Annotated in this window: 19 protein-coding genes; 5 read left to right on the forward strand and 14 right to left on the reverse strand. The window is 68.9% G+C overall.

Going from position 1 to position 21603, the window contains the following annotated elements; genetic code table 11:
- Positions 1 to 36: 36 nt before the first annotated feature.
- From gspM to IE88_RS0102270, 13 genes are all read right to left on the reverse strand, one after another.
- Positions 37 to 501: a type II secretion system protein GspM gene (gspM, locus tag IE88_RS0102210; RefSeq protein ID WP_031549644.1), complete on the reverse strand. Its 465-nt coding sequence runs from the start codon at positions 499 to 501 to the stop codon at positions 37 to 39.
- Positions 498 to 1673, reverse strand: a complete 1176-nt coding sequence (gspL, locus tag IE88_RS0102215) for a type II secretion system protein GspL (RefSeq protein WP_031549646.1) — start codon at positions 1671 to 1673, stop codon at positions 498 to 500. Before gspL ends, gspM begins: the two co-directional genes overlap by 4 nt.
- Positions 1670 to 2653, reverse strand: coding sequence for a type II secretion system minor pseudopilin GspK (gene gspK, locus IE88_RS16190; protein WP_036766325.1), 984 nt, complete (start codon positions 2651 to 2653; stop codon positions 1670 to 1672). Before gspK ends, gspL begins: the two co-directional genes overlap by 4 nt.
- Positions 2650 to 3261 carry a type II secretion system minor pseudopilin GspJ gene (gene gspJ, locus IE88_RS0102225; protein WP_031549648.1) on the reverse strand — a complete coding sequence of 204 codons (612 nt, stop codon included), beginning with the start codon at positions 3259 to 3261 and terminating at the stop codon, positions 2650 to 2652. Before gspJ ends, gspK begins: the two co-directional genes overlap by 4 nt.
- The gene (gene gspI / locus IE88_RS0102230) at positions 3258 to 3683 is read right to left on the reverse strand and encodes a type II secretion system minor pseudopilin GspI (RefSeq protein WP_031549651.1); all 426 of its coding nucleotides are present in this window, start codon (positions 3681 to 3683) and stop codon (positions 3258 to 3260) included. The genes gspJ and gspI overlap by 4 nt, the downstream gene beginning before the upstream one ends.
- Positions 3670 to 4215: a type II secretion system minor pseudopilin GspH gene (gene gspH, locus IE88_RS0102235; RefSeq protein ID WP_162178285.1), complete on the reverse strand. Its 546-nt coding sequence runs from the start codon at positions 4213 to 4215 to the stop codon at positions 3670 to 3672. The genes gspI and gspH overlap by 14 nt, the downstream gene beginning before the upstream one ends.
- The gene (gene gspG / locus IE88_RS0102240; RefSeq protein WP_031549655.1) at positions 4190 to 4636 is read right to left on the reverse strand and encodes a type II secretion system major pseudopilin GspG; all 447 of its coding nucleotides are present in this window, start codon (positions 4634 to 4636) and stop codon (positions 4190 to 4192) included. Before gspG ends, gspH begins: the two co-directional genes overlap by 26 nt.
- A gap of 12 nt (positions 4637 to 4648) precedes the next feature.
- Positions 4649 to 5866, reverse strand: coding sequence for a type II secretion system inner membrane protein GspF (gene gspF / locus IE88_RS0102245; RefSeq protein ID WP_031549657.1), 1218 nt, complete (start codon positions 5864 to 5866; stop codon positions 4649 to 4651).
- A complete protein-coding gene (gene gspE, locus IE88_RS0102250; protein ID WP_031549659.1) occupies positions 5863 to 7389 on the reverse strand; it encodes a type II secretion system ATPase GspE in 1527 nt (508 codons plus the stop codon). The genes gspF and gspE overlap by 4 nt, the downstream gene beginning before the upstream one ends.
- Positions 7382 to 9499, reverse strand: coding sequence for a type II secretion system secretin GspD (gene gspD, locus IE88_RS0102255; protein ID WP_036766327.1), 2118 nt, complete (start codon positions 9497 to 9499; stop codon positions 7382 to 7384). Before gspD ends, gspE begins: the two co-directional genes overlap by 8 nt.
- A gap of 11 nt (positions 9500 to 9510) precedes the next feature.
- Entirely contained in the window at positions 9511 to 10431 is a 921-nt protein-coding gene (locus tag IE88_RS0102260; RefSeq protein ID WP_031549663.1) for a type II secretion system protein N, read from the reverse strand.
- A 134-nt stretch (positions 10432 to 10565) separates the two neighbouring features.
- A complete protein-coding gene (locus IE88_RS0102265; RefSeq protein ID WP_036766442.1) occupies positions 10566 to 13220 on the reverse strand; it encodes a TonB-dependent receptor domain-containing protein in 2655 nt (884 codons plus the stop codon).
- Between the two features lie 80 nt (positions 13221 to 13300).
- Positions 13301 to 16105 carry a hypothetical protein gene (locus IE88_RS0102270; protein WP_036766331.1) on the reverse strand — a complete coding sequence of 935 codons (2805 nt, stop codon included), beginning with the start codon at positions 16103 to 16105 and terminating at the stop codon, positions 13301 to 13303.
- 253 nt (positions 16106 to 16358) lie between these two features.
- Here IE88_RS0102270 and IE88_RS0102275 point away from each other — a divergent pair, with 253 nt between their 5' ends.
- The 5 genes from IE88_RS0102275 (at position 16359) to IE88_RS18010 (ending at position 19675) form a co-directional block, all read left to right on the forward strand.
- On the forward strand, positions 16359 to 17165 hold the full coding sequence (locus IE88_RS0102275; RefSeq protein WP_031549675.1) for a prepilin peptidase: 807 nt from the start codon (positions 16359 to 16361) through the stop codon (positions 17163 to 17165).
- Positions 17166 to 17192: 27 nt separating this feature from the next.
- Complete coding sequence (locus IE88_RS0102280; RefSeq protein ID WP_238319247.1) at positions 17193 to 18143, forward strand: NAD(P)H-dependent flavin oxidoreductase; 951 nt, start codon at positions 17193 to 17195, stop codon at positions 18141 to 18143.
- 56 nt (positions 18144 to 18199) lie between these two features.
- Positions 18200 to 18748: a hypothetical protein gene (locus IE88_RS0102285; RefSeq protein WP_051881387.1), complete on the forward strand. Its 549-nt coding sequence runs from the start codon at positions 18200 to 18202 to the stop codon at positions 18746 to 18748.
- Positions 18749 to 18800: 52 nt separating this feature from the next.
- Entirely contained in the window at positions 18801 to 19406 is a 606-nt protein-coding gene (locus tag IE88_RS17030; RefSeq protein ID WP_051881388.1) for a hypothetical protein, read from the forward strand.
- A gap of 125 nt (positions 19407 to 19531) precedes the next feature.
- A complete protein-coding gene (locus IE88_RS18010) occupies positions 19532 to 19675 on the forward strand; it encodes a hypothetical protein (protein WP_156032303.1) in 144 nt (47 codons plus the stop codon).
- Between the two features lie 76 nt (positions 19676 to 19751).
- Here the strand turns inward: IE88_RS18010 and IE88_RS0102300 are convergent, their stop codons facing one another.
- Positions 19752 to 21479 carry an electron transfer flavoprotein-ubiquinone oxidoreductase gene (locus tag IE88_RS0102300; RefSeq protein WP_031549683.1) on the reverse strand — a complete coding sequence of 576 codons (1728 nt, stop codon included), beginning with the start codon at positions 21477 to 21479 and terminating at the stop codon, positions 19752 to 19754.
- Positions 21480 to 21603 lie beyond the last annotated feature (124 nt).

Consider the following 21603-nt stretch of genomic DNA (forward strand, 5'->3'; position numbering starts at 1 on the left):
CCTCGCCGCCCAAGACCCTCGGCCACAGGTCGGCGGTCATCCTTGGCGCACCAGTGTGAGCCTGGCGGTGATCTCGCCGCCCTCGCCGACCTCGCGCACCGTGCCTTCGCGAACCACGATGCCGTGACGCCGCGACAGCTCGCCGAGCCAGCTATAGAGCGTGTCGGCGGCGGTGCTGGCCACGGTCAGGTCGATCGCATTCTCCTGGATGTCGTAGCGGTCGATGGTCAGCCCCGCCTGCGCGGCCGTCTGCGAGAGGACCGAGCGCAGCGGCTCGGCCGAGCCCGGGGTCTCCGTCCGCGGCGTCGCGGCGGCGCGCTGGACGAGAGCATAGGTCTGCGCCGCCTCGGCATAGCTCGCCTTCGCCGCGTCGCGCGCGGCGAGGATCGGGCCGAAGACGGCGAACCACAGGATCAGCACGCCGAGCAGCGCGGCGGCGAGCAGCACCAGGAGCCGCTCGCGCGGGGACAGGCGGGCATAGGCGTCGGTCACGGCGCTCACGAGCGGGCCTCCAGTGTCAGCCGGTCGACATAGGCGCCGTTCTCGAGGCGCGGGTTCTGACCCTCCTGCGCGCGCACCCCGCGCGCGCTCAGCGCCCGGGTCAGCCGTTCGAGCTCGGAGAAGCCGTCATACCGGACATCGGCCACCAGACGGCCCTCCGCGGTATAGGTCAGGCCGGACAGCTCCACGCTGCCGGCCTCCTCGAGCGCTTCGGCGAGCGCGGCGGAGAGGCCGAGGAACTGCGAGCCGCCGGGGCCAGTGGCCGCCCGCTGCTGGGCCTGACGCCGCAGATCCACGATGCGGGCATCGGGAAAGGCTTGCGTGAAGGTCGCCTCCGCCTCGGCCCGCAGCGCATCCGCCGCGCCGCCATGCCGCGCGCCCTGGACGAAGATGCCGGCGAACCACACGGCGAGACAGGCGGCCATGAGCCCGCCCGCGAGGCGCCAATTGCGCAGGGCGCCGCCGATATCGCGCCTCTTGGCGAAGCGGCCGCGGCGGAAGGACGGCGGCCGCATCCGGCCGAGCCCCGCGAGATAGAAGGCGCTGAGCGCCCGCTCATCGGCGAGGACGAGGCTCTCGCTGCCGATCGTCTCGCCCGAAGGGCCGATCCGCACCGACAGGAGCGAAGCCCCCTGCCCGAGCCGCTCGATCAGCGGGCGGGCGAAGCTCTCCGACGCGGTGAAGCCGCCGCCCGGCAGCATGGCGACGATGCGCCCGCGCTCTCGCAGCACCACGCCGTCATAGCCGTCTGCCGAAAGCGCGGCATGGTCGCAGGAGACGGTGTCGGGATCGAGCCCCGCCTCGGACAGCGCCGCCATCCATTCCTCGAACCAGCTCCGCGGCACGGCACTCACCCTGCGGGCGCCCTCGGCATCCGGCTCCCCATAGGCGATGTGGAAGTCCTCGGCCGGCTCGGCGAGCACATCCTCCATGGCGAGGCGGGCCGCGTTCTCCATCGCGCGGTCGCCCTTGACCGGCAGGCGCAGCACGCGGGTCGCCACCCGGTCGCCGGGCAGGATCACGGCGAGCCGCTCATGGGCGGGCAGCGGGTCGGGGAGTGCGAAGAGGTTCGGCGCGATGCCGGCCGCCCCGAGTTGCGTGCCCTCGCCCACGGCCCAGCGGACGGGCTCATCGGGCGAGGCGCCCGTCAGCAGAACGAGAGCGACGGTCACGGCGCGCCTCCGAAGCGGCGGGCGATGGGACGGGCGGTGCCGCCGTCGATGTAGAACAGCGTCGTCATACTCAACTCCTGTCCTCCCTCTACGGCGCTCGCCGTCAGGGAGACCAGCGAAGATTTGGTCGAAAGTCCGGCCAGCGCCTCGTCGGGAAGAGAGGCGTTCGCCAGCGCGCCCTGCGACAGGAAGGCCTCGACCGTGCCGTAGCCGCCGGGCGGCGGGTTCGCGACCAGCCGCTCCACCTCTCCCATCGGCACCTGGCGGTCCAGAAGGGCATGCAGGACGGGCGCGTCCTGGGGGGCAAGCATGTTCACATTGAGGCGGGCCGGCCCGGTCCGCGGCAGGGCGCAAAGATGCGGGCCGAGCGCCGCGTAGAGTTCCGCGCTCCACCCCCGGATCGCCCGCAGCTCGGAGACATCCGAGAGCAGCGTCCCCGCCGTCCTGTAGGGCGGAGTGCCGCGCGAATAGTCATAGTCCTCGCTGCCCCCTGGGTTCGGCGCATCGTCGCTGTCGGCGAAATCGGCGACGGCCTCGGCGAGGAGCGTGCCCTGGGGCCGGTTCCCGCCCATCGATTCGATGAGATCCCCGAAGCGCGCCACCCCCGCCTCGTTCGTGACATAGGCGCCGGGGGGCCCGTCCACGAGATCGTTGAGGTTGAAGCAGGCCGAGCGGTCCTCGAACCGCCCCTCGATCGTCGCGCCCGGCAGGGACAGCGTCACGGGCGCGGCGAAGAGCGGGTCGCCGAGCGTCTGCTGCGCGGCCTCGTCCTGAAGCGCCTGCTCCAGGACGAGAGCCCCCGCCTGCTCGGCGCCGAGGAGCGCCCAGACGGCGCGGTCGCGGGCCTGCGCCGCGCCGGTCCGCGCGACCGAGCGGGTCATCACCTCCGTCGTCGCCACCGCCACCACGGCAAGGTTGGCAAGGAGCAGGAGGACGACGAGGAGGGCTATGCCCCGCTCTTCCTCGCGGGCGACTCTCATGACCGGGGCCCCGCGAGGAAATCCTGGCGCAGCGGACCGAAGCGCGGATGGATCATTTCGAGGCGCACGGCGCGGGGGCCGGGCTGGCCGGAGGGTGCCGAAAAGCCGGGCCGCCAGCTATCGCCGTCGAAGAAGCGCATATCCGCCGCCTCGACCCCCGCCAGCAGCACCTGTTCGGTGCGCGGCGTCGCCTCGACCGCGTCGAGAAAGGGGCGGCTGCGCCGGATGAGCGACCCCTCGCGAAGAACGTATTCCACGCGCTGCAACTCGGCGCGGGGACGGGCCGCGCCCGGATTGCTCCACCCGCTCCGCGTCAGCGCCATCAGCACGGTTTCATCGTCCGCCCCCTCCAATATGGCCGTTCCGCCGACGAAGGAGGCTCTCGCTTCGCCGCTTTCCTGCACCGGGCGCGGCACGAGCTGGGCGAGGTCGGAGCGGATCAGCGCCCGCGCCCGCTCGAGCCGCATGGTCTCGTCCGTCGCCTCCTCGAGCTGCGCGCGGCTGCCGATCGCAAGGCTGAAGACGGCGATGCTCGCCGCGCTGACCAGCGCGAAGATGCCGAGCGCGACGAGAAGCTCGACCAGGGTGAGGCCGCGCTGCGCGTTCATTGCGTGACCTCGCTCAGCGTCGGGCCACCCTCTTCGCTCAGAGGCTGCTCGTCCTCGATGCGGCGCAGCGTGCTCAGCTGCGCGACCTCCTGCCCGCTATCGGCACGGCGCACCGCGACCGAGACGATCTCGGCGCGCGGCAGGGGCGCGGGGTCGCGGTTCGCCTGCCATTCATAGACGGTGCCGCCGATCTCGGCCGTGCCGGACGGGCTGGGATCGTCGCCCTCGCCGACCCCGAGCGCGATTTCCACCATCGCGTTCTCCGCGACGATGCGGGCGAGGGCATTGTCGCGCAGCGCCGCCGCATTGCGGGTCTGGGTCGACATCATGATCAGGATCGCGCCGACCGCCGAGGCGAGAACGGCGAGCGCGACCAGCACCTCGATCAAGGTCAGGCCTGTCTGCGTGTCAGTCTTCGGCACGAGCCACTCCCGCTTCGGCCATGGCATCCACTCTCACCACCCAGGCCGCCTCCTCGTCCTCGATGCGGACCGAGAACGGCGTCGCCTCGCCGGTCGGCGAGAACAGCACAGGCGGAGGCGGCGGCAGCTCCTCTTCCTCCTCGCCCGGCGGACGGTAGAAGATCAGCTGTCCCTCCGAGGGGGGATCGGGCGGCAGCACCTCGTCCGCAGGCGACAGGTCGAGGCGCAGATCGGGGCCGATAGGCACGCCTCCCGTCTCGCGCCAGCGATCGTTCTCATAGCCAAGCAGCATGAGCCGCCCCTCGCGCAGGTCGAGGCCGACCGTCCGGCCGCTCGTCACCGCCGCGTCGCTGAGCGCGGGCACCTGGCCTGCCAGCTCCCGCGCCGCGCGCTCCGCCTCGGAGATGCGCGCGGGCACCGAGAAGAGCACCACGGCCCCGACGACGCCCATGATCATGATCACGACCAGAAGCTCGACGAGCGTGACGCCGCGCTGAAGCGTCCGGCTAGTCCCAGCTCGTGATGTCGGCATCGGGGCCCTCGCCCCCCGGCCGCCCGTCGCGGCCATAGGACAGGATGTCGAACTGACCGAACTCGCCGGGATAGTTGTAGACATAGTCATTGCCCCACGGATCGGCAGGCACGGAATTGCCGCCCAGATAGCCGCCGGGGCGGTAGCGCCCCGCCGTGCGCAGGCCCTGGGGCGGCGTCACCAGCGCTTCGAGGCCCTGGGAATTGTCCGGATAGGTGGAGTGATCGAGGTAATAGCTCTGCAGCGCCTGGCTGAAATTGTCGATCTGCGTCGCGGCGGCCTGGGTCCGCGCCTGGTCGGCGGCGGGCAGCACGTTGACGGCGATGATCGTGCCCAGAACGCCCAGGATCACGATCACGACGAGCAGTTCGACGAGCGTGACGCCGCGCTGCTGGCGGCGTTTGCGGTGAGAGGTGGTCATGAGGCTCCTTCGCTAGCCCAGCGTCATGGTGTTGATCTGCAGGATCGGCAGCATGATAGCGAGCACGATCACCATGACGACCAGGCCGAGTGTTACGATCACGGCAGGCTCGAGAAGGCGCAGGGCGAGCGTGGTCGCCGCCTCGAAGCCGCCCTCCATCTGGTCTGCGGTCTTTTCCAGCATGAGCGGCAGCGCGCCGGAGCGCTCGCCGGCCGAGACCATGCTCGCCATCATCGGCGGAAAGACGCCCGCCCGGCGAAGCGATGCCGACAGGCTCGCCCCCTCGCGCACCCCGGTCAGGGTGACGCCGAGGCGGTCGTCGATATGGCTGTTCACCACGGTGCGGCGCGCCGAGCGCAGCGAATCGAGAAGCGGCGCGCCCGAGGCGAAGAGCGTCGAGAGCGTCCTTGCGAAGCGCGCGGCGTCGAGGTCGCGGGCGAGCGGGCCGATCACGGGCAGGCGCAACAGCATCCTGTCCATGGCGAGCTTCGGGCGGGGCCTGCGCCGCGCGACGATAAAGCCTATGATCGCCGCGACGAGCGCGATCAGCACGATCAGGCCGAAATCGCGCACGAAGTCCGATACGCCGATCACCACCCGCGTCAGAAGCGGCAGCTGCGCACCCATGTCCGAGAACTGCTCGACCATGCGCGGCACGACGAAGGTCATCAGCGCCCAGACCACGCCGATAGCGACCACGGCGATGGTGGCGGGATAGATGAGCGCGGTCGTCGCCTTCTGCGTGATGGCGCGGTTGCGCTCCAGCATGTCCGCGAGGCGCCCCAGGACCGCGCCGAGCGTGCCGGAGGTCTCTCCCGCCGCGACGATTCCGCGATAAAGCGGCGGGAAGCTCTTGGGATGCTCGCCGAGCGCTTCTGAGAGCCGCCAGCCTTCGACGACCCGCATGCGCACGGCGGTCAGGACGCGGGCGGTGGGGCTGCCCCGTTCCTGCGCCGCCACGGCGGCGAGCGCCTCCTCGACCGGCATGGCCGCGTCGATCAGCGTGGCGAGCTGGCGCGTGGCGGCGATGATGTCCTTGCGCGAGGGCTGTTTCGGCCCGCGGCTGAGGCGGATATCGAGGCCGCTCCCCTCCCCCGCCTCGGACAGCGAGACCGGCGTCAGGCCGGAGGCCTGGATCTCGCGCCGGGCGCGGCGCTGGGTGTCCGCCTCGACCGTTCCGCGCTTCTTGCGTCCGGCCGCGTCCACCGCCTCGTAGCGGTAGGCGGTCACGTCGCTTCGGCCTCCTGGACGACCCGCAGGACCTCCTCGATCGAGGTGTGGCCTGCGAGGACATGCGCCCAGCCGGTCTCGGCCAAGGTCGGCGCATCGCGGAAGGCGTGCTCGGCCAGCGTGTGCTCGGAGGCGTCGTCATGGACGAGCTTGCGGAAGGTGTCGTCGGCCACGACCAGCTCGTAGAGGCCGATCCGGCCTTCGTATCCCGTGCCGTTGCAGCGCGCGCAGCCTCGCGGCTCGTAGATCGTGACGCTTTCCTCGGCCCCGAGAAGCTGCCGTTCGGAGGCATCCGCCTCGTGCGGCGCCTTGCATGCCTCGCAGAGCCTGCGCACGAGGCGCTGGGCGAGGACACCCGCAATCGTCGAGGACAGAAGGAAGGGCTCGACCCCCATGTCGCGCAGCCGCGTCACCGCGCCCACGGCAGAATTGGTGTGGACGGTGGACAAGACGAGGTGCCCCGTCAGCGAGGCCTGCACCGCGATCTGCGCGGTCTCGACGTCGCGGATCTCGCCGACCATGACCACGTCCGGGTCCTGGCGCAGGATGGCGCGGAGGCCGGTCGCGAAGGTCATGCCGACCTTGGAATTGACCTGCGTCTGCCCGACGCCGTCGAGAGCGTATTCGACCGGGTCCTCGACCGTCAGGATGTTCACGCCCGGATCGTTGAGCAGTGTGAGCCCCGAATAGAGCGTCGTCGTCTTGCCCGAGCCGGTGGGCCCCGTGACGAGGATCACGCCGTTGGGACGCTTGAGGACCTGCTTGAAGCGGCTGAGAATGCCCGGCGGCATGCCCAGCGCGTCGAGGTCGAGCTTGGCCTGCTCCTTGTCGAGAAGGCGCATCACCACCCGCTCGCCGAAGCGGCTGGGCAGGGTCGAGACCCGGACGTCGACGAGGCGCCCGCCCATGGACAGCGAGATGCGCCCGTCCTGCGGCACGCGCTTCTCGGCGATGTCGAGCCGCGCCATGACCTTCACGCGCGAGGTCAGGACCGGCGTCATCCGCGCGGGCAACTCCAGCACCTCGCGCAGGACGCCGTCGATCCGCAGGCGCACGGAGAGCGCGCCCTCATAGGGTTCGATATGGATGTCCGAGGCGCGGGTCTTCACCGCCTCCGCGATCAGCGCGTTGATCAGGCGGATGACCGGCGCGTCGTCCTCCGTATCCAGAAGGTCCGCCGTCGCGGGCAGGCCTTCCGCGAGCGCGGAGAGATCCTCGCTGCCCTCGTCCTCGAAGGTCGCCGCCGACAGCCCTTCGGCGGAGTAGACCTCCGACAGCCGCCGCTCGAAGAGGTTCTCGGGCAGGAGCTCGACCGATGGATCGCCGCCGGCCGCGCGATAGGCCTCGGCCATCGCCCAGGGGTCGGCCAGGGCCGCGCCCTCGGCGTTCGCGCGCACGCCGAGCACCTTCTCGCCGCCCTGCCCGCCGAGCAGGATGATGCCCGCCTCCTTGGCGAAGCCGTAGGAGAAGCGTTGCGGCGCCTCATGGGAGGGGGCGGGAGGAAGCGTCTCGGTTTCACTCATCGATGGCCGGCATCCCTTCGATCGGTCCGCCCGACAGGGGCTCGTCCACGGGCAGGGACTCGTCCACCCGCTCTGGCGAGACATAGCCGCCCGTGCCGAGATATTCGTTCAGCACCCGGTCGATCGGCGCCACCGCGCCCCGCTTCTCGCGGCGCAGCTGCTGCTGGCGGGCATAGTCGTACTTGCGCGCCGTCGCCGCGTTGGCGGTCAGCGGATCGCGCAGGATGGTCGGGCGGATGAACACCATGAGCGTGGTGTCCTCCTGCTGGCGGTTCTGGCCCTTGAACAGGTTTCCGAGGAGCGGAATGTCGCCGAGGATCGGCACCTTGCTCTCGGTCCGGCGGCGGTCATTGTCGATCAGGCCGCCCAGGACCAGGGTCTGGCCGTCCTCTGCCACGGCCGTGGTCTGGATCACCGATTTGTTGGTGATGATGTTGTCGGTCTGCGCGGTGAAGGCGCCGATCGAGCTGACCTCGAGCTTGATCTCCAGCTTGACCGTGTTGCCCTCGTTGATCTGGGGCGTGACCTCCAGGATATTGCCGACATCCTGGCGCTCGATCTGGTTGAAGACGTTCTCGAAATCGTCTCCGGCCGTGCTGCCGGTGACGATCGGGATTTCCTGGCCGACCTGAAGGCGCGCCGCCTCGTTGTCCATCACCACGACCGAGGGCGTGGAGAGAAGGTTCGACTGGCTGTCCGACTGGATCGCCGAGAGGAGCACGCCATAGACCGATCCGTCATCGGTCTGCGCGGCATAGCCGCCGAGGAAGCCGTTATAGTTGAGGAGCTGGCCCACCGCCGCCTCGACCAGCTGGCCGGCGACCTGCGTCAGCTGCGGGTCGGCATCGTCGACGATGACCGCGCCGCTATCGGTCGTGACCGTGCGCGTGCCCGAAATGCTGTCGCGGCCCGGCCCGAGGAAATAGGCCGCGCCCGCCGCGCTGACGAGATTGGGCTGCGTGTTGGTGAAGCTCGCCGCCGTCACCGGGAAGCCGTCGCCGCCGGAGAGGTACTGCACGCCGAGTTCGCGCGCCGTCGTGTTCGAGATCTCGACCACTATCGCTTCGAGCAGGACCTGCGGCCGCCGGATATCGAGGCGGTTGACGATGGAGCGGACGAGGCGCTGCGTATCCGGCGGCGCGTTCACCACCACGGCATTGGTCGCGGCATCGAAGCCGATGCTCGGCCCCTGCCCGGCGCCGCCCTGCTGGGGCGCGCCTTCCCCCGTCACGCGCGCGCCGAGAACGCCCTGCAGAAGCTCGACGACCTTCTCCGCATCGGCATGGTTGAGGTAGATCGCATCGAGCCCGACGCGTGAGGCGCCCGCATTGTCGAGTTCCTCGATGATCGGGATCAGGCGGCGCACCTCCTGCGGATTGCCGCGCAGGATGACCTGATTGGTCGCATCGGCCGCCACGACGCTGACAGCGCCAGCCCTGCGGCCCTCGGTGACCTGGTTGTTGATGATCTCGAGGAGCGTGCTCGCCACTTCGGAGGCCGGCGCGTTCTGGAGGGTCACCGGCCGCACGACGGTATTGTCGACGTCGAGTTCCTCGAGAAGGCTGACCACGCGCTGCACATTGGCGGCGGTATCGGCGACGATCAGCGTGTTCGTCTCGGTGATCGGCGTGACGAGGCCCGTATCGGCGACGAGCGAGCGCACGGCATTGGCCGCCTCGCGCACGTCGACGAAGCGCAGCTCGACGAGCCGCGTCACCGCGCTGCCGCCGGGCGCCGCCTGGCTGCCGTTCTGTCCTGCCTCGCGCAGCGCCTGCTGCGAACGGACGATCTTGTATTCCCGGTCGCCGATCGGAACCGCCGTATAGCCGTTGAGCTGCAGCGCGGCGAGGAAGACCTCCCACACCTCGTCCGGCCCCAGATCCGCGTCGGGCGGCGAGATGATGTTCACCTTGCCCGCCAGCGTCGGGTCGATGATGAAGGCACGGCCGGTGCGGCGGGAGATATCGTCCACCACCGCGCGCAGATCGGCGTCCTCATAGTTGAGCGCGGCGCCGCTCTGCGCCAGCGCTGCGCCGTGCAGGAGCGTCAGGCTGCTCGCACTCAGACCAAGGGCGGCAAGAAGGCCGCGAAGCGTGTGTCGTGACGTCATGAAACCTCGGCTCATGGTGCCCTGCTCGGATCGACGGGCACATCGAGGGGAAGGCCACCGCGTTCGACGGTGACCGTGAAGGGAGCGCCGGGCGGAAGATCCGCCATCAGCTCGAGAAGGTCTTCGGGATCGGAGGGCGCAGGCGTGCCGTTGACGGCCGTGACGATGTCGCCTTCGGCGAAGCCCGACCGGTCGAACAGCTCGCGCGAGCCGCCGGGATAGAGGGCATAGCCCAGCACCTCGCCCGCATCGTCGCGCAGCGGCCTGAAGGAGAAGGACCGCGCCAGCGCGGCCAGGTTCGCTGCCGGGGTGATGTCGGGCCGCTGCACCGAGGAGGCCGGGCCCGCTGCCGGGGCGGGCCCGCCGCGGGATTCCCGGCGCGGAGTGCGGGGATCGCGCCCCGCGAGCGTCAGCGTCTCGGTCACCCCGTTGCGGCTCAGGATCGCCTGTTCGGGCAGCACGTCGCGAAGGACCACGCCGGAAAGGATCTCCTCGCCGAGCGGCACGGTGCGCTGGCGGCCATTGGGGGTCTCGATCGTCGCGGTGGTGATGCTGCCGCCGACGGTCGTCCCGACAAGGCGCAGGTCCAGCGTCGTCTCCTGCGCATCGGCGTAATCGGGAACGGCCTCTTCGGCGCCGGGCGTGCCGCCGAAAGGATCGAAGCGCGAGAAGACCGAGAGATCGGCGCGCTCAGGCGCGGCGGCGGGCGAACGGGTCTCGATCTCCGGCTGCGGCAGCGGCGTGACCAGGAGCCAGACGAGCCGGACGAGGAGAACGCCCAGAAGCGCGACATAGGCGAGCTCGACCAGGCGCGGCGTCAGCCAGGCCCGTCCGCGGCGCGCGGGCGGGCGGCGCCCGGCGGCTGGTGCCGCAGGCTCGTCCCCCGCTCCGCTGAGTGTCGCGGTCTCCGCCACGCCGTAATTCTCCTGCACGCCTGCACCGCCCTGCCCCGGGCGGCGCGCCGGTAAATGAAGCCTTACCATTAACGACTTCGCGAGCGCAGGTTAAAGCCTGCTTAAGACTCGCTGCCGCCGCGTGCACAGACAGTGCCAGAAGAGCGGGAGTTCTAAAACTCCCGCTTCAGGCTGACGGAGAGCATCCGTCCGCGATCATACTCCTGGAACGCCTTCTCGACGCCGCGGTCGTCGGTCTGGGTTGCCGAGTAGTCCTCGCCGAGGATGTTGGTGACTTTAAGGCCGAAACCGTACTCTCCGCCGGCGAGTTCGAGGTTCTGGCTGATGACGAAGTCGAGGCTCAGCGGCGGCTCTTCCACGATGGCCGGACGGATGCCCGAGCTCGTGGGGCTCTCCACGATCAGGATCCGGTCCGACGCATAGTTGAGCAGCAGCGTCGCCTTGCTCTGCGTCTCCACGTCCTCGACGCCGAGCTGCAGGTTGAAGAGGTGCTCGGACTGGCCCTGGAGCCTGCGGCCGTCGGTGATCCGGCCCGAGGCGTCGACGGTGCGGCCCAGCGTCCGGCCCTCGGCATCGAGGCCGATCAGCGGAATGGTGACCTCGCCGTCCGAAGACACTTCGCTGTCCGACCAGGTGTAGTTGGTCGAGAAGAAGAGGTCCTTGTCCTGCGCGAAGCGCCCCAGCCCGATCTCCTCGAAGGCGAAGCGCTTCTCGAACTCGGCTTCCACCCCGTAAAGCTCGGCAGAAGGCGCGTTGAGGAAGGACGCCGTGGTGGCGTCGAGGCCGGTCGCGAACTGCTCGATCGGCTTTTCGATGTTCTTGTAGAACACGCCGAGCGTCGCGAACTCGCCCCTGCCGAAATAATATTCCGCACGGGCATCGAAGTTGTCGATCTCGGTGTTCACGAGGAAGGGGTTGCCGAAGAAGGTGACGTCGTTGTCCGGATCGACGAATTCGGTGCCGGCCAGCTCGCGGAACTGGGGCCGCGTGATCGTGCGCGAATAGCCTGCGCGCACCTGGATGTTGCTGACCGGGTTCCAGGTGATCGTGGCGGCGGGCAGGAAGAACTCGTCGTCGAGCGCCACCGGGTCGGCCACGACCTCGTCGCCGCGGAAGTCGATATTGCTCTCTTCCGAGCTGTCCTCGTAGCGCACGCCGAAGGAGGCGCGGACATAGTCGCCGAGTTCGACATCCGCCATGCCGTAGACGCTGAGGACTTCGAGAGAGGCCGAGGATTCGTCCGGGAAGAGCGGGCTCGCCTGCGGGCGCAGGGTCAGAAGGCCCGAGGCGAGGACGGGATCCGAGAAGACGATGTCCGCGCGGGCCCGGGCCAGCTCATCCGGAATCGATCCGTCGAAGGAGAAGTCGCGGCGGGCATTGTCGCGGCTGCGGTCCGAATAGGATGCGCCCGCCGACAGCTCGAAGGCGCGGTTCGCCACCGTCAGCGGCAGGGTGAAATCGCCGGCTGCATAGAAATTCTCGTCCTGCAGGGTCGAGAAGTTGATGAAGCTCGCATCATTCGTGCCTTCGAAGAATTCGAAGGGTCCGTCCTCGCCGTCCTGGATATAGGTCGTCTGGCGTTCATAGGGCGCGTCGCGCTCGGCCTCGCCATAGGCGACCCGCCAGCCGAGCTCGGCGTCGTTGAGCCCCGCGAAGAGATGGTCGCCATTGAGCTGCGTCTGCCAGACCTGGCGCTCGATGAAGTCCGTGCGCTCCCGGATCTGCTGGTCGCCGCCCTCGACGTCGAAGTCGGAGCCGGTCGAGATCTGCGCCCGCTTGAGCGTGTCGCGCAGGAGATAGGACGTCAGCGCGATCGTATGGTCGCCGCCCGCGAACTCGATGCCCGTCGTGTTGTAGGCGTTGAAGAGGATGTTCTGGCGCGTCTCGAAGAATTCGAAGTCGACCTGCGCGTCCGGCGTGTCGATGAAGCTCGAGCCCGAGAAGCGCTCGGGCCGCTCGCGCAGGCCGTCGCGGGTCTGCCAGTTATTGTCATAGCCGAAATAGAACACGGTGCCGATGCGCGCATCCGCATCGTCGCGGAAGAGCTTGCCGAAGGCCAGCGAGCCGCCGCCGCTGGCGGGCGTCTCGTCGCGGGCGAGGAGCAGCGTGTCGTCCTGCTCGAACGAGACGGCCACGGACGGGTCGAGGCGCGTGTCGCCGGAGATCACGGCCTGCTCGGCCGCCTCGGGCAGGTCGCGCAGGCCGTCATCGAAGCCGAGCACGTCGGTGTCCGAGCCCTCGTAGAAGAGGCCCTCGCGCAGCGTCGTCTCCGTGTCGACCTCGAAGCCGATGCCGACGGTCAGGAAGTCGTCGTCGGGAACCGCGCGGGCGCGCAGCTCGATCAGGCCGCCGCCGAACTCGCCGGAGAATTGCGGCGAATAGGTCTTCTGGACCAGCGTCCCCTCGAGGATCGAGGTCGGGAAGAGGTCGAGCGGCGCGGCGCGGCGCAAGGGTTCCGGGCTCGGCAGAGGCACGCCGTTCAGCGTGGTCGAGCTGTAGCGCTCGTTCAGGCCGCGGACGACCGGGAACTTGCCGTCGGTGATGGTGACGCCGGTGACCCGCCGCAGGGCGCCCGCGATGTCGCTGTCGCCGGCCCGGGCGAAGGCTTCCTCGTCGAGAACCGAAGCGATCTCGGAGGTGGCGCGCTTCTCGTCCGGGATGAAGGCGCCGCGCACGACGATGACGTCGCCCTCGTCGGTGTCCGTCTGCGCTGCGGCTTCGGCATCCTGAGCGCGGGCGCCGGTCGCGATGCTCAGCATGGCCATCGCGAGAAGTGCGGACGGCGCGAGCGAGGAATTGCGTGTCATGATGATGCCCTCATGCCCCATTGCCGGGGCGAAATGCATGAATGGCGGGCGGCGCCGGGCCGCCCGCCGGGAACGCGTTCTCAGAGGCTGAAGGTCCAGCCCTGGTACCAGTCGTCCGAAGAGCCGCCGACGGCGCCGATATAGTCGGAGTCGTCGAAGAACTCGCCGTCCTCTTCGATGTCCGTGGCGTCGACCGCGAGCTCGTTCGCACCCGGAACGAGCTCGGCGTCGGTGCCGTCGGCCGTCAGCGTGCTGTCCTGGCCCAGCGCTTCGCCGTCCACGTTGCCGTTGGCGGCGCTGAAGAGGTCGCCCTCCGCGTCGACCACGGGGTTTTCGACGTCGACGACATAGGTCGAGTAGAAGGTCGGCACGATGCCTGCCAGGCTCTCCTGGTCGAAATCGATGCCGTCATTCGTGCCCGACGCGTCGCCCTCGGCATCCGCCACCAGCAGGATCGAATTGTAGATCGAGGCATTGGTGCCGGCACGCAGCTTGACGATGTCGGACGATCCGTTGCCGATCAGGGTCAGGTTGGCGAGCTGCGGGTTCGAACGCGGCGTCAGGTCCACGTCGTCGCCGCGATTGTCGCCCTCGATGGCCCTGTCGCCGTCATCCTCGGCCTGCACCACGATGGCGTATTGCAGATTGCCCTGCCAGCCATCGGTCCAGTCGATCGAGTCGTCGCCCGCGCCGGTGATGACGAGATGCCTGGCGCTGACCGTGCCGCCGAAGAACTCGACCCCGTCATCCTGGTTGTTGTGGACCTGGACGAAATCGACATCCGTTTCCGAGCCGACGCCCTGGAAGGCGATGCCGTTCAGCTCGTTGTCCGAGGTGAAGGCGAAGCCGGCATAGCGGACCTGAAGGTAGTTGAGATTGCCCGAATCGTCCTCGGGGCTGGCGCCGCCGAAGAGGCCGGAGCCGCCCTCGCCGTCCTTCTCGCAGGCGACCGTGCCCGGCGTGGCCGTCGCATTGCCGCAGTCATTGATCGGCGCGCGGCCGTTGATGACGAGGCCGCCCCATTCGCCGCGGGCCGAGGGGTCGACCGATCCGTCCACGTCGCTGAGCGAGGTCATGACGACCGGCGCGGCGGCCGTGCCGTTCGCCTCGATCTGCGAGCCGCGCGTGACGACGAGCGCGTCCCGGCCGGACGAGCCGAAGAGCGTGACGCCCGGCTCGATCGTCAGGGTCGCGCTCTGCGCGCTGGCGCGCGGATTCTCGGGATCGGGGCCGAGATCGTTGCCGACGAAGATCGTGCCGTCGAGTTCGTAGAGATTGCCTCGCGTCAGCCGCAGGTCGGCGGTGATGACCGCCGGCAGCGTGCAGACATTGTCCTCGCTCCGGCCCGAGGGCACGGCGCGGCTGCTCTGCTCCGTCCCGCTCGGGCAGCCCTGCGCGGCCGAGTCCGGGAAGGGCGCTTCGAGCGTCCAGTCGGCGAGCCAGCTCGCGGCGACCGACTGCACGCCGGGCGCGAAGGCGCCCAGATAATCCGTGTCCTCCGTGTCGTCGCCGGGAATGTCCGTGGTCGCCGCCACGTCCGTCTCGGTATCGCCGAGGAAGAGCCCGTTCAGGGTCGCGCCCGTCGAGGCGACATTGCTGTCCGAGGCCTCGAAGATCACCTCGCCGTCGCTGTCATAGGGCGCGCCGTTCTCTGCCACGAAGAGCGAGAAGACCTGCGGGTCGGGACCCGTGCCCTCGTCGTCATAGTCGAGGCCGTCGCCTTCGAAATTCACGACCACGCCGTTATAGAGCGCGGCGTTCGTGCCCGCGCGCAGCTTGACGCCGTCATCGCCCACGCCCTCTGCGCCGAGGAAGGTGAAATTGGCGATCAGCGGGTTCGAACGCGGCGTCAGGTCCACGTCGTCGCCGCGGTTGTCGCCCTCGATGCCGCGGTCCGCATCGCCTTCGGTCTGCACGACCACGGCATATTGCAGATTGCCCTGCCAGCCATCGGTCCAGTCGATCGAATCGTCGCCCGCGCCCGTAATCGCGACATAGCGCGGCGAGACCGTGCCGCCGAAAAATTCGACGCCGTCATCGGCATTGTTGTGGACCTGGACGTATTCGACCTCGGTGCCGGAGCCGACGCCCTGGAAGGCGATGCCGTTGAGCTCATTGTCCGAGGAGAAGGCGAAGCCCGCATACTGGACGCGCAGATAGCGCAGCGACCCCGAATCGTCCGCCGCGTCGCCGCCGCCGAAGAGGCCCGAGCCGCCCTCGCCGTCCTTGGTGCAGTCTTCGGTGCCCGGCGTCGCGCCCGTGTCCGCGCAGTCATTGATCGGCGCGAGGCCGTTGATGACGAGGCCGCCCCATTCGCCGCGGGCCGTGGCCGAGCCGCCCGCCGTGCCGTCGGAGGCCGCTTCGCGCGCGCTGTCGCCCGAATCGCCGTCGGCGAGGTCCGAGGCGGAGGTCATGATGATCGGATCGGCCTGCGTGCCGTTCGCCTCGATCCGGGAGCCGGGCGAGACGACCAGCGCGTCGCGGCCCGAAGAGCCGAAGATGACCGTACCCGGCTCGATCGTCAGCGTGGCGCTCTGCGCGCCGTCCACCGTGATCGCGTTCTCGCCGACGAAGACCGTCCCGTCGAGCGCATAGGCATTGTCGCTCGTCAGCGTAAGGTCGGTCGTGATGACGCCGGCGGGGATGCGGCAGGCCCGGATGTCCTGGCCGTTCGAGGTGACGGTCGTCTCGTCGAGGCCGGAGGGGCACCCGCCCGAGCCGACGAAGTCGAACCCGTTCGAGGAACCGCCGCCGCCGCCGCCGGGATTGATGACCACGGGCGCCGTTCCGCCGGTGGAGGCCACGTCGCCGCCGCCCGAGCAGGCCGAGAGGAGAGCGATCGCGCTGCTGGCGAGCAGGCCGCTACGAAGAAGAGAGGAGATCATGCTATGGCCCCTGAAACACGTCCGTGAACCCGCGGGGTGAGCGCGAGGAATGCGGCGCGGAGTATGGCCGGGGCGCTACAGTTTCATGACAGTAAGCTGACGGTTCCACGACGCCGCCGAAGAGCAGAGGAAGTGTGCGCACAACGTGCGCAAAGGACAGTGAAAAACCCGCATCGATGCGGACTTTCGGAGATATGAGAATCTTTTTCTACAGCCCGATCTTTTCACGATCCGACTTGGCCGCCGCCCCGGCATGATGCTCGCCGTCTTCGCGATTCTGGGGCTGATTCTCGGCAGCTTCTGCAATGTCGTGATCTCGCGGGGCCCGGTGCTCTGGGGCCTGAGCGAGGAACCGCGCCCGCAAGGCCCCTTCGACCTCTCGCGCCCCCGCTCGCATTGTCCTTCCTGCAAGCGCACCCTGGCGCCCGCAGAGCTCGTGCCGCTGCTGAGCTATGCCGTCCTGCGCGGCCGGTGCCGGCAATGCGGCGCGCGCATCGCCGGCCGTTATCCGCTGATCGAGCTCCTGGGCGGTCTGGCCGGCATCGCGGCGGTCCTGTGCGCGCCCGGTGTCGCGGGCGCCGCCTTCCTCCTCGGCTTCCTTCTCCTCCTCCTGGCCGCGGCGGCGATCGATGCGGAGACGGGCTATCTGCCCGACGCCCTGACCGGACCTGCGCTCTGGCTCGCGCTCCTCGCCGCCGCGGCCGGGCTCAGCGTGCCGCCGGGCGCGGCGATCATCGGCGCGGCCGCGGGCTATGCCGCCTTTCGCGGGATCGCGGGAGGCTATGCGGCCCTGCGCGGCAGGGAGGGGCTGGGGCGGGGCGATGCCAAGCTTCTTGCGGCGGGCGGCGCGGCCCTCGGGCCGCTCGCCCTGCCCTTCGTGGTTCTCGCGAGCGCCGCCTGCGCGCTCGCCGTCATCGCCGCCGCCGCCGCGCGCGGGCGGCCGGTGGAAGGCGGCACCGCCCTTCGTTTCGGTCCCTATCTCGCCGGCGGCATCGCGCTCGTCCTTCTGGCCGAGGCCGCGCTGCCGGGCCGCGTTGTCCCGCCCTGGCCGCTTCTCTAGCCTGCCCGCCCAAAGGAAGGATGCCCCATGCCGAAGCTCTCTCCCCGCGACGCCCGCGCCAAATTCCGCGAGATGGTCGATGCGCTCGCCCTGCCCGTGGTCGCCGCGCCCATGTTCATCGTTTCGGGACCCGAGCTCGTGAAGGCGGAACGACAGGCCGGCATCATCGGCGCCTTTCCGGCCCTCAATGCCCGCCCGGCCGAGGCGCTGACCGAGTGGATGGACGACATCAAGTCTGTGGACGGCGCGCCCTATGCGGTGAACCAGATCGTGCATCGCTCGAATGACCGCCTGCAGCACGATCTGGAGGTCATGGTCCGCCACGAGGCTCCGCTCTGCATCACGTCGCTCGGCGCCCGCACGGACGTCTTCGAGGCCGTGCAGTCCTATGGCGGCCTCTGCTTCCACGACGTCATCAACGACAAGTTCGCCCGCAAGGCCGTGGAGAAAGGCGCCGACGGCCTGATCCTGGTCGCGGCGGGCGCTGGCGGGCATGCGGGGAGCCTCTCGCCCTTCGCCTTCCTCGCCGAGGTGCGCGAATGGTTCGAGGGTCCGATCCTGCTCTCGGGCTCCATCGCGACCGGCGCCGGCGTCCTCGCCGCCCGGGCCATGGGCGCCGATGCCGCCTATATCGGCTCCGCCCTCATCGCGACCGAAGAGGCCCGCGCCAGCGACGATTACAAGCAGGGCATGGTCGAGGGCCGAGCGGAAGACGTTGTCTACACGAACTATTTCTCGGGCGTGCACGGAAACTATTTCGGCCCCTCGATCCGCAAGGCCGGCCTCGATCCGGACAATCTGCCCGAAGCCGATCCGACCAAGATGAACTTCAAATCCGGCGGCGACTCGAACAAGAAGGTCTGGAAGGATATCTGGGGCTGCGGGCAAGGCATCGGCGCCGTTCACGAAGTGGCGTCCGTCGCGTCGGTGGTGGACCGGCTGAAACGGGAATATGATGCGGCCCGGCAGGGCATCTGATAACGTGCCCTGCGGTCCGCATCGCGGACGGCAGGGCACGCGCTAGGGCAGGACGCATGACGAAATTCTTCTCTTTCCACCTTCTGGGCGCGCTCGCCGCGCTGACGGCCTGCGCGAGCGTCAGCAGCAATAGCAGCGACACCGTCGACACCACGTCCGAAGGGCTCGGAGAGGCGGTCCTCTCCCCGCTCGAGGACGTCAACATCAAGCGCGACGAGATCCCGATCGTCCTTCGGGGCCTGCTCGGCCCCTATCCGCTCGAGGCGCCCGAGAGCTGCGCGGCGATCGCGGCGCATGTGCGCGACCTCAACGCGGCTCTCGGTCCTGACGAAGACGATCCGGAGGCGCAGGAGGATGAGAGCCTCGGGGAGAAGGCCGGCGAAGGCACGCTCAGCGTGATTTCGAGCGCGGCGAGCGACATCATCCCCTTCCGCTCCGTCGTGCGCTACGCGACCGGTGCGACGGCGCATGAGGCCAAGGTGCGGGCCGCCTATGAACGCGGCATCGCTCGGCGGGCCTATCTCAAGGGAATCGGTCAGATCCGCGGCTGCGAGCCGCCCGCCGCGCCCCGCGATGCGCGGCGCGGCCTGATGATGGACGACTAGCCGCAGGCGCCCGCGCTTGCCGGCGCGGCGGCCAGGCTTAACCTTCACGCCCATGCTCTATTTCCGCCTTTTCGCCCTGACGCTCGCCGCGACCGCCGTGACGGGCTGCGCGAGCGTCGCCAAGACGACCGCCAAGGGCGCGGGGAAGACCGCCGTCTTCGCGACCAAGACCACGGCGAAGACCACGGCCAAGGTGGCGGGCGTCGCCGTGCAGGTGCCGCTCGAGGACCTCAACCTCAAGCGGACCCGGATCCCCAAGACCCTGCGCAGGACCGAGCGGATCTATTCGCCGGGCTGGCCAGAGAGCTGCGACGCGCTCGAGAGCGAGATCGACCGGCTGACCGAGGCGCTGGGGCCCGACGTGGACGATCCGCCCCTGGAGGATGACCGCAACATCTTCGAGAAAACCTCGGACGGGGCCGGCAATCTGACCCGCTCGGGCATCCGCTCGGTCACGAGAAGCCAGATCCCCTTTCGCAGCGCGGTCCGCTTCGCGACCGGCGCGAACCGCCATCAGGTGAGGCTGCGGGAGGCCTATCTCCTCGGCATTCAGCGCCGTAGCTATCTCAAGGGCATGGGCGACGCGCTGGGCTGCGAGGAGGCGGGGGTCGACCGCACGCCGGAAGAAGAGGACAAGAAGCGCTTCGGCATCTTCTGAGGCCGTTCCTGCCCCTCTCCGCTGCGACGCGATAACGCGAACCCCCTACGGAACCCCGCCCGAGGCGCAGCCGTTCCTTTTGCATACCGGCTCGGATGAGAGCGCATGGCGAAAGCGAGGACGCGATGAAAAGAGAGATCGACGCCACCAGAGCCCGTGAAGGCACCAATCGCCGCTGGCAATGGCGAACCTTCGTCATTTCGACGGCCCTCGCGGCGATCCTCCTGTTCCTGGTCTATTTCTTCGTGATCGCGAACCAGCCGGGCTGATTTCCCGGTCTGCGCATGAAAGAGCCCGCCGATCGTCCGATCGGCGGGCTCTTTGTCGTTCGGACGGAATGCGCCGCTACATGTTCGGATAGTTCGGCCCGCCGCCGCCCTCGGGCACGGTCCAGAGAATGTTCTGCGCCGGGTCCTTGATGTCGCAGGTCTTGCAGTGGACGCAGTTCTGCGCGTTGATCTGGAAGATCTTGCCGGTGCCGTGGTCGTCCTGGCCACGCGCGTCCGTCTTCCCTTCCGCCTCGACCCACTCATAGACGCCGGCGGGGCAATAGCGCTGGGACGGCCCCGCATATTCGGGCAGCTCGGTCGTATAGGGGACTTCGGGGTCGCGAAGCTTGAGATGGACCGGCTGGTCCTCCTCGTGGTTCGTGAAGGAGAAGGAGACCGAGGTCAGCTTGTCGAAGCTGATCTCCCCGTCCGGCTTAGGATAATCGATGGGCTTGTGCTTGCTTGCGGGCTCGGTCGCCTCGGCGTCGGTCTTGCCGTGCTTCAGCGTACCGAGGGGCGAATAGCCGCCGCTGACCGAGGTCATCCAGAGCTCGGGCCCCGTCATCAGCAAGGCGCCCTTCCAGGTGCCGAACTTGGACCAGAGCGGCTTGGCGTTGCGCACCTGATAGAGTTCCTTGCGCACCCAGGAGGCTTCGTAGCGCTCCTCATAGCCCGTCAGATCCGCCGGGACCTCTGCCCCCTCGCCCGCGCCCGTGACGGCTTCGAAGGCCGCCTCGGCGGCCATCATGCCGGTCTTCATGGCGTTATGGTTGCCCTTGATGCGGGGCACGTTGACGAAGCCCGCAGAGCAGCCGATCAGCGCGCCGCCGGGGAAGGTCAGCTTGGGCACCGACTGGAACCCGCCCTCATTGATCGCCCGCGCGCCGTAGGCGACCCGCTCGCCACCTTCGAAGAAGGGGCGGATCTCGGGGTGGGTCTTGAAGCGCTGGAATTCCTGGAACGGCGCGAGATAGGGGTTCTTGTAGTTGAGGTGCACCACCAGCCCGATCGACACGTAATTGTCGCCGAAATGGTACATCCACGAGCCGCCGCCCGTCTGGTCGTCGAGCGGCCAGCCGAAGGTGTGCTGGACGAAGCCCTTCTTGAAGTTCTCGTCGGGAACCTTCCACAGCTCCTTGAGGCCGATCCCGTATTTCTGCGGCTCCTTGCCCTTGTCGAGACCGAACTCCGAGATGATCTGCTTGGACAGAGAGCCCCGCACGCCTTCGGCGAGCAGGGTGTATTTGCCCAGAAGCTCCATGCCCGGCTCGTAGGCTGCCTTGGGTTCCCCGTCCTGGCCGATGCCCGCCTCGCCGACGAGGACGCCGCGAACCCGGCCGTCATCGGCGCGCAGCACCCGGCTCGCCGCCATCATGGGATAGATCTCGACGCCCATCGCCTCGGCCTTCTCGGCCAGCCAGCGGCAGACATTGGCCATGGAGACATTGTAGCAGCCATGGTTCTTGATCATCTTGGGCAGGAGCGCGTTGGGCAGCGGCGCGGATCCTTGCGGCCCCAGGAACAAGAAGCGCTCCGAGGTGACGGGCGTGTCGATGGGGCAGCTCTCGTCCTCGCGCCAGTCGGGCATCAGCTCGTCGAGCGCCTTGGGGTCGAGGACGGCGCCGGACAGGATGTGCGCGCCGACTTCCGAGCCTTTCTCGACCACGACGACGGAAATCTCTTTTCCGGTTTCCTGCTCGAGCTGCTTCAGCCGGATCGCGGCGCAGAGGCCCGCTCCGCCCGCGCCGACGATGACGACGTCGAATTCCATGCTCTCGCGCTCGATGGGGGTCTCGTCGGCCATGGATCCTCTTCTCTGTTTCGTCCCGCGGACTTCGCAGGTTCAGTTCGTGATCGTCTAACAGGTTTCAATGCGCTCTGTCAGCGCAGTCGGACTGCAGCCCGGCCTTGTCGTCACGGAGCTGATA

The organism is Parvularcula oceani, from assembly GCF_000733125.1.
In the GTDB taxonomy this organism is placed as follows: Bacteria; Pseudomonadota; Alphaproteobacteria; order Caulobacterales; family Parvularculaceae; genus Parvularcula; species Parvularcula oceani.

Bases quoted from the DNA above. Each gene is read 5' to 3' on its own strand.
- gspK (WP_036766325.1), bottom strand. From the start codon at position 2,653: ATGAGAGTCGCCCGCGAGGAAGAGCGGGGCATAGCCCTCCTCGTCGTC.
- gspJ (WP_031549648.1), bottom strand. From the start codon at position 3,261: ATGAACGCGCAGCGCGGCCTCACCCTGGTCGAGCTTCTCGTCGCGCTC.
- gspH (WP_162178285.1), bottom strand. From the start codon at position 4,215: ATGCCGACATCACGAGCTGGGACTAGCCGGACGCTTCAGCGCGGCGTC.
- gspG (WP_031549655.1), bottom strand. From the start codon at position 4,636: ATGACCACCTCTCACCGCAAACGCCGCCAGCAGCGCGGCGTCACGCTC.
- gspE (WP_031549659.1), bottom strand. From the start codon at position 7,389: ATGAGTGAAACCGAGACGCTTCCTCCCGCCCCCTCCCATGAGGCGCCG.
- gspD (WP_036766327.1), bottom strand. From the start codon at position 9,499: ATGACGTCACGACACACGCTTCGCGGCCTTCTTGCCGCCCTTGGTCTG.
- IE88_RS0102265 (WP_036766442.1), bottom strand. From the start codon at position 13,220: ATGACACGCAATTCCTCGCTCGCGCCGTCCGCACTTCTCGCGATGGCC.
- IE88_RS0102270 (WP_036766331.1), bottom strand. From the start codon at position 16,105: ATGATCTCCTCTCTTCTTCGTAGCGGCCTGCTCGCCAGCAGCGCGATC.
- IE88_RS0102275 (WP_031549675.1), top strand. From the start codon at position 16,359: ATGATGCTCGCCGTCTTCGCGATTCTGGGGCTGATTCTCGGCAGCTTC.
- IE88_RS0102280 (WP_238319247.1), top strand. From the start codon at position 17,193: ATGCCGAAGCTCTCTCCCCGCGACGCCCGCGCCAAATTCCGCGAGATG.
- IE88_RS0102285 (WP_051881387.1), top strand. From the start codon at position 18,200: ATGACGAAATTCTTCTCTTTCCACCTTCTGGGCGCGCTCGCCGCGCTG.
- IE88_RS17030 (WP_051881388.1), top strand. From the start codon at position 18,801: ATGCTCTATTTCCGCCTTTTCGCCCTGACGCTCGCCGCGACCGCCGTG.
- IE88_RS18010 (WP_156032303.1), top strand. From the start codon at position 19,532: ATGAAAAGAGAGATCGACGCCACCAGAGCCCGTGAAGGCACCAATCGC.
- IE88_RS0102300 (WP_031549683.1), bottom strand. From the start codon at position 21,479: ATGGCCGACGAGACCCCCATCGAGCGCGAGAGCATGGAATTCGACGTC.